Raw genomic sequence first — 15,071 nt, forward strand, 5'->3', positions numbered from 1 at the left:
ATTATGAGCTTAAAAGAAAAAACGGTAAAAGGGGCCAAATGGTCTGCCCTGTCGACGCTGTCGACGATTGGCATTGGCTTCCTGCAAATGACGCTGCTGGCGAGGTTGATCGATACGCATCAGTTCGGTTTACTTACCATCGCCATGGTGGTTATTTTGCTGGCGGATACGCTTTCCGACTTCGGTTTGTCAAATTCGATTATCCAGCGCAGGGAAATTTCTGAAGCTGAACTCTCAACGCTCTATTGGATCAATATTCTTATTGGTCTGACAGTATTTGCGGTGGTGTTTAGCTGTAGCGGCTTGATCAGCGGCTGGTTAAAACAGCCGGATCTTAAGCTGCTGATCCAGGTATTATCTGTGGCCTTTCTGATTATTCCGCATGGACAGCAGTTCCGTGCGCTGCTGCAGAAAGAGCTGGAGTTTCCTAAAATTGGTTTAACCGAAACGCTGGCGGTGACCATTGGCTTTATCGTTACCATGGTTGCCGCCTGGATTAAACCTCAGGCAATAACCGCTATCTGGGGCTATCTGGCGATGGTCACAGTACGTACCCTGATGTTTTCCTGGTACGGTCGTAAAACCTATAAGCCACGCTTTCAATTTTCCTTTCGTACCATTACGTCCAACCTGAAGTTTGGCGCCTATCTTACTGCAGATAGCCTGGTGAACCAGCTAAACTCCAATGTGGCGACGGCGGTTCTGTCGCGTACGCTGGGGGCGGCAATTACCGGCGGTTACAATCTGGCGTATAACGTTGCGGTAATGCCGCCAACCAAACTGAACCCCATTATTACCCGCGTGCTGTTTCCTGCATTTTCAAAAATACAGGACGATCAGCAAAAGCTGCGGGAAAACTTCTACAAGTTACTCTCGCTGGTTGGGCTGCTTAACTTCCCTGCGCTGTTAGGGCTGTTAGTGGTGGCGGAAAACTTTGTCTTGTTTATGTTCGGTGAAAAATGGCGCTTCATCACCCCGATTCTGCAGGTATTGTGCGTGGTGGGGCTGCTGCGTTCGATTGGTAACCCGATCGGGTCGCTACTGATGGCGAAAGCACGTGTCGATATCAGCTTTAAGTTTAACGTTGTGAAGCTGTTTTTATTTATTCCGGCTATCTGGATCGGAGCAAAAACAGGCGGCGGGTTTGGCGCTTCGTTGGGCTTTTTAGCCGTTCAGGTTCTTAATACCTGGCTAAGTTATTTTATCCTGATTCGTCCGGTATTAGGGTCAAGTTATAAGCAATATTTGTATAGTATCTGGATGCCATTTCGTATGGCGCTGCCGACATCGGTGGTGTCATATATTATCGGATTTTTCTTCTCGACTTCGGTTGCGCTTCCCGTACTCTTAGCTGTTCAGATTATTTCGGGCGGGCTGGTGTTCCTGATGGCAATATTAATCAGTCGCGACCCCTTAATATTAGAAATGAAAAATCATCTGTTTAAAAACCCAAAACTTCGTCGAATTTTAAGAGCGGAAAACTAATCATGCACCATATGGATAAACTTAAAAACACCCTGTCAGTTATTGATGCCGTTGTTCCTCCTGGCAGCAAGGTGGCTTTTCTGGATATACCGCTTCATCTTAATGTCGGAGACCTGTTAATCTATAAGGGCACTGAACAGTTCTTTAAAGAACGTCAATATCAGGTAATGGCACGCCGCACGGATAAAACCAGTATAAAGTGGTTATCAGAAAACCGTAATCTGCCGAAGGATGTCATCATTTTATTACAGGGCGGCGGTAACTTTGGTGACTTATATGGACATCATCAGCGCCTGCGTGAAGCCGTAGTAGAGACATTTCCCCATCATAAAGTGGTTATTTTGCCACAAACCGTCCATTTTGAAGATAAAGCAAAAATGCTGCAGTCGGCGCAGATTCTACGCCAGCATAAAAACCTAACGATCTTCTGCCGTGATGAACGCAGCAAGAAAATTCTCGAAGAGCATTTTTGCAAAGATGTACGTCTCTGCCCGGATATGGCGCACGCGTTATGGAACGTTTTCCCAAAACAGTCTTCTAAAGATATCAAACGTGACACGCTGTGGATGATCCGTAAAGATATCGAAGAGACGAAGGTAGACGGCCTGCCCGGCATGCCCGGACCCGAAGGCTATGAAGACTGGGAAGATATCTGCACCGAGCAGGATCGCGCTAAAACCCGCATTTACCTTAATTTTGAGCGAGTTAATCGCACGCTGAGCACGCGCCTGTTTAATACGCCGCAGAAGTGGAGCGACTATACCGATACGCTGGTTAATCGGATTAACACTTACTTTATGTCGCACGATACGGTAGTGACCTCACGTATGCACGGGCATATTTTATGCTGCCTGCTTGGCGTGAAAACCAAACTACTGGACAACTCCTACGGTAAAAATTCAGGTTACTACGCTTCCTGGACAAAAGATGTCCCTGACTGTGAGTTGATTACTTTATGATTGAAGAGCCAACGATTCCTAAACTTTCCATCATTATCCCTGTGTATAACGTACTGGATTATGTTCAGGAAGCTGTTGATTCAATTCTTACGCAGTCTGTACAGCCGTGGGAAGTCATTATTGTTGATGACGGGTCGACGGACGGCTCCGGCGACCTGGTGGAGACACTGTATGGCTCCCACCCGCTGGTAAAGATTATTCATACCGCCAATGGCGGACTGGGTGAGGCGCGCAATACCGGCACGCGTGCCGCTACCGGGGATTATATCTATTACTTTGACTCGGATGATGTGTCCGTGGATGGCCTGATCCAGCGTTTTTATGAAACGCTGGAAAAGCACCCTGATATGGATATCTTTGCGTTCTCTGCGGAGTCGTTTGAAGATCCCATCGCAAAAAGCAAAGGGGGAGATCAGTCGCAGCAGGTGCGGCTGATCTCCTATCGCCGTCGTATGGAGCGCGTTTTTTCCAGCGGTGAAAAGGCGTTCAATACTCTGTCGGAAACTAACGCCTTTATCCCCAACGCATGGTTGTATATTTTTGCGCGTAAATTGCAGACGCAGCACCAGCTCTTTTTCCTGCCAATTATTCATGAGGATGAAGAGTTTACGCCGCGTCTGTTTTTTGTAGCGGGAAAAACCTGCGTAACGGACAGCGTATATTTTCAACGCCGTATTCGTATTGGTTCTATCATGCAAAGCTCGCGCTCAGAGAAAAATGCCATTGGCTATCTCCGCGCCTGCGATGCTCTGGAAGAGCTGATGCGGCACACCTCTGATCAGGAGAGCAGAAAAAACCTGCGTGCGCGGATCGTTAAAAATATCCTGAACGTTATTGGCGTGGCGAAGGGTTCTGAAGTGAAATTTAGCGCAAAGTCCCAGAGCGAGCTGGACACGCTGGTGTCGCGTTACCGCAACCTGGATATCACGCTGGCGGAAAACAACTACTTTGCCTGGCGGGTATTCAACTTTGCCCTGAAACGCTTAAAACTACGGGCCTCCTGACAGGCGCGTGCCCGAAAACATCGTTATCGCGCAGCGAAAATAAAAAGCCTCAGCGACTTTCGCTGAGGCTTTTTTTTAAGCCGGCTTAACGACTTTTTGCGTGGCTAAATTTAACCACGGGGATTCAGGCGCGCTGCCAAGCGCAACATATACCGCGTTGTTATTAACGCTAACGCTTTTACCTGCATGCTTACTGCGCTGATTCAGCACTGAGTTGATTGCGGAGAGCTGCGCGCTGGTATAAGAGAAATTGCTGCGGATACCCACATTTCCTTCAACGTTCCAGCTAATATCCGGCGCGCTGCCGTTACTGTAAATCAACGGCATTGCCTGCTCCCCGGTCGCCATATTATTGGTAACCAGCAGCGACTGCTTGATGCCGCTCAGCTCGGCAAAACGCGCCGAATCGCTGACGCGCGTATTCTGGATACTCAGGTTGTCCAGGTTAGGCAGTTTAAAGGCGGTTGTTGCACCACTATAAGTATCGCCATTGATCGCAATGGTGCCGCCTGAACCTTTTACCACCTCAACACCTTTACCGGTGCCGTTTAGCTGGTGATAGCAGTTGTTGCTGGTAATGGTGACATCTTTATTCGTGGTGATTTGTGCCGCCCGTGAAAAGCCGCGCGTATCAAGATTATTAATACGGAAGCTCTTTGGCTGGTTAAGGAACAGGGCGGTATTGGTACGAGCGCCTTCGTTAATCATGCTGCCTGACAGCGTTACGTCATGATCGCCAGTTTGGGTAGCAATGGCGAAGCCGTAGGCTTTGGTACCTTTGGCAATCAGTACGGTGCTGTCGATATTTACGCCTTCATTGAAATTGACCACGGCGATCGCCGCTTTGATAGGCCGCCAGGCGTTGCCGTTCAGTATATCCGGGCTGTTGCTGTAACGAATGGTGTTCTTAACGTTGATATTTTTGCACTGAATATAGGCTTCGCCCCACCAGGTAGCGCCGCCCATAGAGATATTCCCGATTGAGATACCGCCATTGATGTTTTCCATGGCGAAATGACGACGGAAGCTGCCCTTCGCCATATTGTTCGCCATGATGATATCTTTGTGATCGAAATCGCGCGCATGCTTGCGTGCACCTGGCAGCCCCTCAGCATGAAATGCCAGGCGAGCATCCTCGCCAGCCTTACAGTAGGCATGGTTGCCGGTCATGATCGTGCCGGAGCCCCAGATGGTTACCGCATCGCCACGGTCCTCACCCAGTTTAGAATGCAGATCGTGCATACCGGTTCCGGCGCCCAGGCACTCTAAAAACCAGTTGTTAGTAATTTTGGTGCCGTAAGCGCCAAAGCTGGCCGGGGCGATAACCGACTGCAGCATACGATAAAAATAGCAGTTAGAAACTTCACAATAGTTCGCGGAAATCATAATTCCGCCCTGGCGTCCGCCGGTTTCGCTTTTTAATAGCATAGGATTATCTAATACAATGCCATGAATTTGCGTCGCGTCAGCTTTCAGCACCAGTAAAAATTCATTACCCATATTTGCCAGTGGGGTAATAATACCATTGCCACGCCCTTCAATTATTTGGTTTTTCACCGTGAGCGTAATGGATTTATTTATACTGATCGGTGTATCAATAGTAAGGTATTTCTTATCCTCAACCAGCTGTTGCAAAGCAGCGTAATTATCGACAGGGCCGTTGCTGCGATGAATATCATTACGAATTTTAGCCCATGAGGTAGACGCATGATCGAGGATAATGCCTGGTGCGCCATTGATTTTACCGGCAGCGCTGTCCGGCGCCGGTGCTGACGGAGTAGGGGCCGGGGCCGCACTGGCGCGCGTCAGGCTACCGAGCGTGCCGATGGCAGCGGCCGAGGCCAGGATTTTTGTTAACGCCTTACGTCGCGAGTGGATACGTTCTTCACTGGCTTTTTCATTAATGCTCATCTCTGACCCTTTTAAGAATGATAACGCCAGGTTTCATTATTCATTTAAGCCAGATAATTGGAAGCTGTAATATTTAAAATCAGATAAAAGAAAACGCTTTTTTACACTTGCGTTAAGCGCAGGGGGTTTTATCAGATTAATCTCAGCGAATAATGCTTGCTGTAATAAAATAAGTTGAGTAGGACAGAGAGGGTTTAATGTTGTTCGGGTTTATCCTGGTTGCATTTGATTTATTCGACAGACTCACACCAGATCTTTTAATTCTTTGTTTCTTTAACACTATTGCTAATGAAAATTTTCAGAATAAGATTATACTTAACGATTGCTTGTTTATTGCATAATCGCTGAATGTCTTCACATCATTATATGGAAAAAATATGACCAAGCTTAAAGCAGTTATCCCCGTTGCGGGTCTCGGTATGCATATGCTCCCTGCTACAAAAGCCATTCCTAAAGAGATGCTGCCTATCGTAGATAAGCCGATGATTCAATACATTGTTGATGAAATCGTCAGGTCCGGCATCAAGGAAATCGTTCTGGTCACGCATGCGTCAAAGAACGCGGTAGAAAACCATTTTGATACCACTTATGAGCTTGAAGCGCTGCTGGAACAGCGAGTGAAGCGTCAACTGCTGAGTGAAGTACAATCCATTTGTCCGCCGGGCGTGACCATCATGAACGTTCGTCAGGCGCAACCGCTGGGCCTTGGCCACTCGGTACTCTGCGCGCGTCCTATGATCGGCGATAATCCTTTTGTTGTTGTGCTGCCCGATGTCATTATGGATGAGTCTACCGCTGACCACCTGCGCTATAATCTTGCCGCAATGGTTGCGCGCTTTGAAGAAACTGGCCACAGCCAGGTGCTGGCGAAGCATATGCCGGGTTCCGATTTGTCAGAATACTCCGTGATATCAACGCAAGAACCGTTGGAAAATGAAGGCAGCGTCAGCACCATTACCGGTTTTGTTGAAAAGCCTGAGCATCCGGAAACGCTGCATTCTGACCTGGCCGCTGTGGGCCGTTACGTTCTGTCTGCGGATATCTGGGCTGAGCTTGAGAAAACTGAGCCAGGTGCCTGGGGCCGTATTCAGCTTACGGACGCCATCGCCAGTCTGAGTCAGAAACAGCCGGTTGATGCCTGCCTGATGACAGGTGACAGCTTCGACTGCGGCCGTAAAATGGGCTACATGCAGGCGTTTGTCAGCTATGGCCTGCGCAACAAGCAGCAGGGCGCGGCTTTCCGCGAAACCATTAAACAATTGCTGGCAAAATAATTCCTCACAATGACACGCCGCGCCTTTGCGCGGCATTAAAGGAGTGCACATGGCTATTTTGGTAACGGGCGGAGCGGGGTACATCGGCTCTCATACGGTGCTGGCGCTGTTGCAGCGTGGCGACGACGTTGTGGTAATGGACAACCTCAGTAATGCTTCGCGGGAATCGATCAACCGCGTAGAGAAACTGGCCGGAAAGAAAGCCACTTTTGTTGAGGGGGATATTCTGGATCGCGCCTGCCTGCGCGACATTTTTGCCAGCAATAGCATTAGTGCCGTTATCCATTTCGCCGGACTGAAAGCCGTAGGCGAATCGACCCGTAAACCGCTGGAATATTATGAAAATAACGTTTCGGGTACGGTAGTGCTGCTGGAAGAGATGCGTAACGCCGGCATTTATAACTTTATCTTTAGTTCTTCCGCCACGGTTTATGGCGCTAACGCGCCGGTGCCTTACGTTGAGACGACCCCTATTGGCGGCACGACCAGCCCTTACGGCACCTCAAAACTGATGGTTGAGCAGATCATGCAGGATTACGCCAAAGCGGACAGCCAGTTTAAGGCGATCGCGCTGCGCTACTTCAATCCGGTAGGTGCTCACGAGTCTGGCGAAATCGGTGAGGATCCTAACGGCATTCCTAATAACCTGCTGCCATATATTGCTCAGGTAGCGATTGGCCGTCTTGATAAGCTCGGTATTTTCGGTGCTGACTACCCTACTAAAGATGGCACCGGCGTACGTGACTATATTCATGTCGTGGATTTAGCGGAAGGCCATTTAAAAGCCCTCGATCACCTGGATCAGTTGCAGGGCTATAAGGCTTATAACCTGGGGGCCGGCAAAGGTTACTCGGTGATGGAGATGGTGAAGGCGTTTGAAAAAGCCTCCGGCAAGCCGGTTCCCTTTGACATTAAACCGCGTCGCGATGGCGACTTAGCCGCCTTCTGGGCTGACGCTACGCTGGCTGATAAAGAACTCAACTGGCGCGTTACGCGCGGTATCGATGAGATGATGCGCGATACCTGGAACTGGCAGTCAAAAAATCCTAACGGCTACCGCTAAGAGTAAGTTGCTCTTATGATTTATTGTCGCCTGTTGCGCTTTTACGATTCAGTTAAAAGCGTGACGCAGAGCAAAACGTATTAATGACTATCGATGGCTTCTGGAAACAGAGGCCATTTCTGTTTCAGAGGTGAGTTAAACCGTTGCTAAACGGCATGAGTATTAGTAGAGAAGGTTAATGGATAAAATAGCATCACAAAGCGTGCCACAGCGGTAATAGCCTGAGTCTTATCAGGGATGAGAGGCAAGCTGATATTTTGAGCGCTTTGTTTGCAAAGCAAACAATCAATGCATTCTTTAGTTGAAAGCCAATAACTCAACAGGTAAACAGGACATTTTGTGCTTGTCTGTACGCGACGATAGTACGAGAATCGTAAACTATTAGCGCAGGGTTACAGTGCATTCTGATGGCGTTGCGAGAAAAAATTACCGTGTTGCTCACACAGGCTATGCTTGTTTGAGCCCTGAGCCGCGAAGCGTCTGGTTGCTTGAAGCCAGGGGCGGTAGCGTGGGCGTTTTCAGGTAACTGTGGTCAATTTCAATACTGGTGCAAACATGCAAGAAATCGTGCTCGTTTTTCTGGGAGCGCTGGCGCTGCTTTTTATCTCTCGCAAGATTGCCAAAAAGTAGGGTTAGTAGATAAACCTAACGCGCGGAAACATCATAACGGCCATATACCGCTGGTCGGCGGGGTCTCAGTTTATATTTCCCTGTGGATTATTTACGTTATGCAGCCTGACTGGCTACCTGACTTCAGCATCTATATGGTTTGTGCCACGATGCTTATTGTTGTCGGCGTGCTGGATGACAAACTTGACCTTCCCGTTCTGCCACGCATGGCATTACAGGCATTGGTAGCCAGCATCATGATGTACAACGGCCTCTACCTTTATTCGCTCGGCAATATCCTGTTTGGCTACGAACTGGTCTTAGGCATCATCGGCTATGCGGTCACGCTGCTGGCGGTAGTGGGTGCAATTAATGCTTTTAATATGGTTGATGGCATTGATGGTCTGCTCGGGGCGCTTTCTTCCGTAACCTTCGGCGCGCTGGCCGTGGTGTTCTGGATGGGCGAGCGGGATAATATGGCGCTGTGGTGCCTGTGTCTGATGGTCGCCTGTTTGCCTTATATTCTGCTGAACCTGGGCATCCCGTGGGGCGGCAAGTTTAAAGTTTTTATGGGCGATGCTGGCAGCACGCTGATTGGCTTTACCGTTATCTGGTTACTGATCCTCGCCACCCAGGGCGAGGAAGCAGTAATGCGCCCGGTCACTGCGCTGTGGCTGATCGCCGTTCCTCTAATGGATATGCTGCGCGTGATGATAGGACGCATCAGAAGAGGGGGACAGTCCCTTCAAGCCGGACAGAGAACATCTGCATCATGTGTTGACTCAAAACGGATTTTCAAATAACCAAGCGTGTATATACATCACTCTATTAGCTTTATTTTCATCAATAATTGGCTTAATTAGTGAAGAGATAAAGCTACATGATGAAAATGTTTTATTATATTTTATTTTGATATTTTCCATTTATTGCTATTTCATAGCATGGTGGTCTAAAAAAACGCTTTCAACTTCGGTATCATAAAAAAGCATGATGATAAAAAAATTCATTAAGGAAATAGGAATATTTTTACTGGCTTCTGGACTTTCAAGATTTTTACCATTTTTATTAACACCACTTTTTACGCACTATATTCCTGTGAATGATATGGGTGCATTGGAAGTCATTCTTTCAATTTATAATATTATTATCATATTTGGAATGATGCAAATGGATGCATCTATGCAGCGTTATTTTTACGAAAATGAAGATGTAATACCTGCTAGCTTGTTATTAGTTACAGCTTTCTCCTTAATAGCCATGTTTTTGGTATCAATCTTTTCACATTTTTTATCTATAATGATGTTTAATAATGGTAATTATACATACCATATTAAAATAACAGCTCTCATGATATTGGTTGTTAATGTTTTTACTATCTCAACTCTTGTGACTCGTTATAAAAAAGGGGCATGGAGTGTAGCAGCAATTAGTGCTGTACAAGCGACATCTTTCGCTTTGTTAGCGTTATATTTAATTATTTATAAGCGCATGGGATCTTTAGGTTATATTACAGCTTCATTAATGTCTTATGTGCCCCCAACAATATGGGCTTTAGTATTGCTACGAAAAGATTTAAAAACAAAGTTAACAAAGCCCACCTTTAGAAAACTTTGGCGCTTTTCATGGCCTCAATTCCCAGCCAGGATTGCTAGTGCTTTTACGCAATATGGAAATAGGTTTATTATTCTGTTACTTTTCTCTCAAGCAAGCGTAGGTGTTTTTGCATTAGCTAGTAAGATAGCTTCGCTAATGTTTGTTTTACTCTCTGCCTTTAATATGGTTTGGTACCCTATTCTTTATAAAAATGTTAAAGATGGTAAGAATACTAACGGAATGGATAAAATTTTTAATGGTGTCCTGTTTTTCTTGCCTTTGTTTGCAATTGCTTTTTATGCAACTAGCTATATATTGTATAATTACTATATAGCACCATCATATAAAGAAGGACTTCCACTATCATATTTTCTAATATTTTCTGTCAGTGTTCTTTTTGTTAAGGAGATGGTAGATGCTGGCATAAAAATAAAAGAAAAATCACATTACATTTCGATAATATACATTAACTCTCTAATTTTCTTTATTGCAAGCGCTTTTATTTTAGCTAAAATGTGGGGTTTGATTGGAATAGCACTTGCTGCCGTAGCAACAAATATATTCATGACTCTGTATTCATGGTATATTTCGGAACGCCTCATGAAGATGGGTTTTAAGTTGAAATATTTTATCACTTTTGTGGCAGTTATGTTTGCTGTAACAATCGCAGCATTAAGGTTAAACTAAGTGAAACATTACAAGCTTTTCTCCTTCTCTATTAGTAATAGCGTAGCTTATATTCTCTACTTCATATTTTTTACAAGCTTTTGCTTCCTATATTTTGATTTTTTCGTGAGCAATAAAGGCTTTGTATATGAGCCTGTAATTGGTTGGTTAAATCCTGTAAATATACACGATCACTATGTCTATCTTGATTATATAAATAAAATTAAAAATGTAGAGCAACTTTTTGGATTAAATAATAACCTTGGGATATCGCTAGTTTATTATTTAAGTCATAGGCTGATTAATTTATTTGGATATAACATTCAATATGAAATACTGGCGCTTATAATTAATGTCTTTGTGTTACTTTTGGCGTTGAAAACATATATCAATTTAATCAAATTGTTTGGGATGCCTCAATATTATGTAATTACTTTTTTTTTTCTGACTAGCTTGGTCTATTTTTCTCAGCTAATTAATAAAGATTCCTTTACCATTCTTATATTCCTCAAAGCTATTGAGTTATTGAAAAAGGAATATTGGTTACGCTACATAGTTTTGATAATGCTTTCCTTATTTATCAGATTTCAATTGCCTGTGTTATTGATAGTGTATGCCTACATAGTTGTAAAAAACAAAAAACCGTTAAAAGAGCTTGCGTTATTATATATAGTTTCATCTCTCCTCAATGGTTATCTGGCAAAATACCAAACGCACTTTTTTAATGAGCGAACATTATCTGACGGGCTTAGCTTTTTTGTATATCAGTTAAATATTAAATATTATATAGGATCACTATTTTTTAACCCACTGAGAGTGATGCAATATTTCTATGATACGTTACTTTCATTTCATTTTATTAATGAAGATTATAAAATTGATGTTAGTCGGTTAAAAAACATCCCTCAACTACTTATGCTTTTTTTATACCTTCCGTTCATAATAAATTGCTTTTTGAATTATAAGAAAAAAATGCATGGCGATGATAGATTTTTTATGGCTGCTATAGTCTCATTCTTCCTAATTTGGCTTTTTAATCCAACTATTAATCAACGCTATTTTATATGTATATTACCTGTTTTTCAGTTGCTAGGTTTATTTCAATTGTATAAGTTTAGAAAGGGATACAAATGAGAATTCTCTATACCGGTGCTTTCCGTTATCCTGATAAAGACGCTGCTGGAAAACGGGTGAATAATATTATAAATTGTTTGGTAATGTCGGACAGTATTAAAGATATATTTGTAGCAGGGTGGGAACAAAAAGAAGATAAAAATTTTATTCCTGGAGAGAAAGTTACTCACGAATCTTTTTCAATTCTCGATAAAAAAAATAATTCTAAAATCAGGAAGGTAATTAATTTTGCATTTCAGGGACATTCACTATTAAAGTGGTTTTATAATAAAAGGCATTTTTTCGATATTATTATTCTTTACAATCCCCCAGCATTTTTTGCCGCTTTAATGCTAATCATGGGGAAGATATTTAATAAAAAACTTATTTTAGATAGCACTGAGTGGTATGAAAGTGAGCATCTCCCGGGAGGACGTTATGGAATGGCCTCGCTAGAAAATTATATTAGAATGCGCTACGTTTATCCGCGATTTAAAAATGTCATGGCAATTTCAAGCTTCCTTGAAAAATATTATCTAAGATGTGGTGTAAAAAACGTAATCCGCGTTCCACCTTTGGCTGTAAAAAGTCCTATTTCATTTGTAAAATCAAAAAATGAACTTCACAGTGAGTTGAGTCTCCTTTATGCTGGTTCTCCCGGACGTAAAGATCGGTTGGATGAATTAGTATATAAAATAATTAACACTAAAAATAAAATTAACGAAAGCGTTATATTGCACATTGCTGGGATAACGGAAGAGCAGTTTTATCAAACCAGCCCAGAACTTAAATATTACCAAGCTAAAATAGCTTCATTTGTAAAATTTTATGGCCGCATACCTATGAGTGAAGTGCTTGAGCTATATAGAAAGATCGACTATTGTATTTTTATCAGAGAAAATAAACGTTACGCATTGGCTGGCTTTCCTTCAAAAGTCGTTGAATCATTATCTACAGATACACCAATAATAACAAACCCTGTAGGAGATATTGATGAAATATTACCACATATAGGCATAGCCATAGATATGAATAAAGATAATATTGATGAGGAATTACAAAGAGCTATTGCAAAAAGAAGTGACTTCCATGGTAATTTAACAGCTATATTTAATGATAATTTTTCAGTGGAATCAAAAAAATATTTGATTGAAAATTTCATTGTTGAAAAATTATTGTGAGTCATTCATGAAAAAAATAATACTTAATTGCACTACAAATAATACAGGTGGTGCAATACAAAATGCTGTAAACTTTATAAATGAAATAATAAATAATGATGGTTTTGGTTTTGATTGGTATTTTTTCCTTAGCCCAGAAGTAGCTGTGCAAGTTAAGGTTTTAATACCTGATGAAAAGTTTTTTATCTCAAATAAATCACCAGCTCAATCCTTTGTATGGCGTAAAAAAATATATGATAAGGCGAATGAAATTGAGCCAGATTTAATTTATACCTCGGCTGGGCCAGCATACGTAAACTTTAAACAAACACATATAATGGGATGCAGTAACCCATATATTTTAGGAGCTACCAAAGAGTCATTACGTAAACATGGAGGTTTGGTAAAGCGATTGATAAGAAGGGTTCATACAATTTATCAAAGGCATTACATTAGAAAAGCCAAGTGCTGGATAGTTCAAACTGAAGAATCTAAACGACAATTAAAAAAGATCGTTGGTAAACGTGGAAATATTTTTATTGTATATAATGCTATATCAGCTATGTTTTTTGAGGCTCAACAGGCTAATAAAACAACGGAAGGGTTTTATTCAGATGTTTCAAACGAGCTTTCAACGAAACAAATAAAAATATTGGTACCTAGCGCGTGGTATGCTCATAAAGACTTAGAAACAGTTCCTTCGATTATTAAAATGCTGATACAAAGATTTCAGCTGGAATTGAAGGTAACTTTTACAATCGACACTCTACACTGGAATAATATCAAAGAAATGGCAACGCAATTAGGCGTTGAAAAGTACATATGTAATTATGGCCCTTTTTCTCGAAAAGAAGCAGTACATTTGTATTTGGAGCATGATGTTATTTTGCAGCCTAGTCTTCTTGAAGTTTTCTCTACAAGTTATATAGAGTCTATGGCTGTTAAAAAACCTTTAGTGGTGCCTTTTTTGCCCTTTTCCAAAGATATCTGTGGTGAATATGCTTATTACTATGTTTGTAATGATTACAATACATATGTTAATTCGATTATTTCCGCGATAAAAAGGGAAGATTTCACAAAAAAAATTATTTCAGGAAACAATATCTTGCAAAAATATGGTACGCAACAAAAAAGAACTGAAAACATGATCAGTATTATAAAAAGCCTATTGGCTTAAGAAAGTAATTGAGGTGATTTGAATGTTTAATAATAAGGTTTTGCTAATTACTGGTGGTACGGGATCGTTTGGTAATGCTGTACTTAATCGCTTCCTTGAAACTGATATTAAAGAAATCCGCATTTTTTCGCGTGATGAGAAAAAACAAGATGATATGCGTAAAAAATATAATAGCGCAAAACTAAAATTTTATATAGGTGATGTACGCGATTATGCTAGTGTCCTTAACGCTTCGCGCGGTGTCGATTACATCTATCATGCAGCAGCATTAAAGCAGGTTCCCTCCTGTGAGTTTCATCCGATGGAAGCGGTAAAAACCAATGTGCTTGGAACGGAAAATGTCCTTGAAGCAGCGATTGCCAATGAAGTTAAACGTGTTGTTTGCCTGAGTACTGATAAGGCTGTTTATCCCATCAACGCAATGGGCATTTCTAAAGCCATGATGGAAAAAGTGATGGTGGCAAAGTCACGTAATGTTGATAGTGCAAAAACTGTTATTTGTGGCACTCGTTACGGTAACGTAATGGCATCTCGTGGATCGGTTATTCCTTTATTTGTCGACCTTATTCGAACCGGTAAACCAATCACTATTACCGATCCTAATATGACACGTTTTATGATGACACTTGAAGATGCTGTAGATTTGGTGCTATATGCATTTGAGCATGGCAGTAATGGCGACATCTTTGTGCAAAAAGCACCCGCTGCGACTATTGAAACATTAACTATTGCCCTAAAAGAGCTCTTGGACGTTGCTGAACATCAAGTTAATATTATCGGTACCCGTCATGGTGAAAAGCTTTTTGAAGCGTTGCTTAGCCGTGAAGAAATGATCGCTGCTGAGGATATGGGCGACTATTATCGCGTTCCACCTGATTTACGTGACCTTAACTATGGTAAATACGTTGAGCAAGGCGATACGCGAATCTCAGAAATCGCTGATTATAATTCGCATAATACTCAACGTTTGGATGTTGAAGGTATGAAAGGGTTATTGCTCAAACTGCCGTTTATTCGAGCATTACAAGCTGGTGAAGAATACGATCTGGATGCGTAA

General features: G+C 42.5%; 11 protein-coding genes and 1 pseudogene. 11 read left to right on the forward strand and 1 reads right to left on the reverse strand.

Annotation, left to right across the window (positions count from 1 at the left end; translation table 11 throughout):
• Window positions 1-3: 3 nt before the first annotated feature.
• From B1H58_RS14450 to B1H58_RS14460, 3 genes are read left to right on the forward strand one after another with little or no spacing between them, the layout of a single operon-like run.
• Window positions 4-1,485: an MOP flippase family protein gene (locus tag B1H58_RS14450; RefSeq protein ID WP_085071179.1), complete on the forward strand. Its 1,482-nt coding sequence runs from the start codon at window positions 4-6 to the stop codon at window positions 1,483-1,485.
• An 11-nt stretch (window positions 1,486-1,496) separates the two neighbouring features.
• A complete protein-coding gene (locus B1H58_RS14455) occupies window positions 1,497-2,444 on the forward strand; it encodes a polysaccharide pyruvyl transferase family protein (RefSeq protein WP_085072329.1) in 948 nt (315 codons plus the stop codon).
• The gene (locus B1H58_RS14460) at window positions 2,441-3,448 is read left to right on the forward strand and encodes a glycosyltransferase (protein WP_085071180.1); all 1,008 of its coding nucleotides are present in this window, start codon (window positions 2,441-2,443) and stop codon (window positions 3,446-3,448) included. The genes B1H58_RS14455 and B1H58_RS14460 overlap by 4 nt, the downstream gene beginning before the upstream one ends.
• 75 nt (window positions 3,449-3,523) lie before the next feature.
• On the opposite strand, the gene B1H58_RS14465 is transcribed toward B1H58_RS14460, so the two are convergent.
• Complete coding sequence (locus B1H58_RS14465) at window positions 3,524-5,359, reverse strand: hypothetical protein (protein WP_085071181.1); 1,836 nt, start codon at window positions 5,357-5,359, stop codon at window positions 3,524-3,526.
• A gap of 377 nt (window positions 5,360-5,736) precedes the next feature.
• Between B1H58_RS14465 and galF the strand changes: the two genes are divergently transcribed.
• From galF to fnlA, 8 genes and pseudogenes are all read left to right on the forward strand, one after another.
• Window positions 5,737-6,633: a UTP--glucose-1-phosphate uridylyltransferase GalF gene (gene galF, locus B1H58_RS14470; RefSeq protein ID WP_085071182.1), complete on the forward strand. Its 897-nt coding sequence runs from the start codon at window positions 5,737-5,739 to the stop codon at window positions 6,631-6,633.
• A 49-nt stretch (window positions 6,634-6,682) separates the two neighbouring features.
• Window positions 6,683-7,696 (forward strand): UDP-glucose 4-epimerase GalE, encoded by a 1,014-nt coding sequence (gene galE / locus B1H58_RS14475; protein WP_085071183.1) that lies wholly within the window; start codon window positions 6,683-6,685, stop codon window positions 7,694-7,696.
• Window positions 7,697-8,251: 555 nt separating this feature from the next.
• Window positions 8,252-9,286, forward strand: a pseudogene (gene wecA, locus B1H58_RS14480) (UDP-N-acetylglucosamine--undecaprenyl-phosphate N-acetylglucosaminephosphotransferase).
• A gap of 6 nt (window positions 9,287-9,292) precedes the next feature.
• Window positions 9,293-10,585 (forward strand): lipopolysaccharide biosynthesis protein, encoded by a 1,293-nt coding sequence (locus B1H58_RS14485; RefSeq protein WP_085071184.1) that lies wholly within the window; start codon window positions 9,293-9,295, stop codon window positions 10,583-10,585.
• Window positions 10,586-10,690: 105 nt separating this feature from the next.
• Window positions 10,691-11,698, forward strand: a complete 1,008-nt coding sequence (locus tag B1H58_RS14490; RefSeq protein WP_237172400.1) for a hypothetical protein — start codon at window positions 10,691-10,693, stop codon at window positions 11,696-11,698.
• Window positions 11,695-12,858, forward strand: a complete 1,164-nt coding sequence (locus B1H58_RS14495; RefSeq protein ID WP_085071185.1) for a glycosyltransferase — start codon at window positions 11,695-11,697, stop codon at window positions 12,856-12,858. Before B1H58_RS14490 ends, B1H58_RS14495 begins: the two co-directional genes overlap by 4 nt.
• A gap of 7 nt (window positions 12,859-12,865) precedes the next feature.
• On the forward strand, window positions 12,866-14,014 hold the full coding sequence (locus B1H58_RS14500) for a glycosyltransferase (protein WP_085071186.1): 1,149 nt from the start codon (window positions 12,866-12,868) through the stop codon (window positions 14,012-14,014).
• Window positions 14,015-14,036: 22 nt separating this feature from the next.
• Entirely contained in the window at window positions 14,037-15,071 is a 1,035-nt protein-coding gene (gene fnlA, locus B1H58_RS14505) for a UDP-N-acetylglucosamine 4,6-dehydratase/5-epimerase (RefSeq protein WP_085071187.1), read from the forward strand.

Origin of the sequence: Pantoea alhagi (assembly GCF_002101395.1) — a bacterium.
In the GTDB taxonomy this organism is placed as follows: domain Bacteria; phylum Pseudomonadota; class Gammaproteobacteria; order Enterobacterales; family Enterobacteriaceae; genus Mixta; species Mixta alhagi.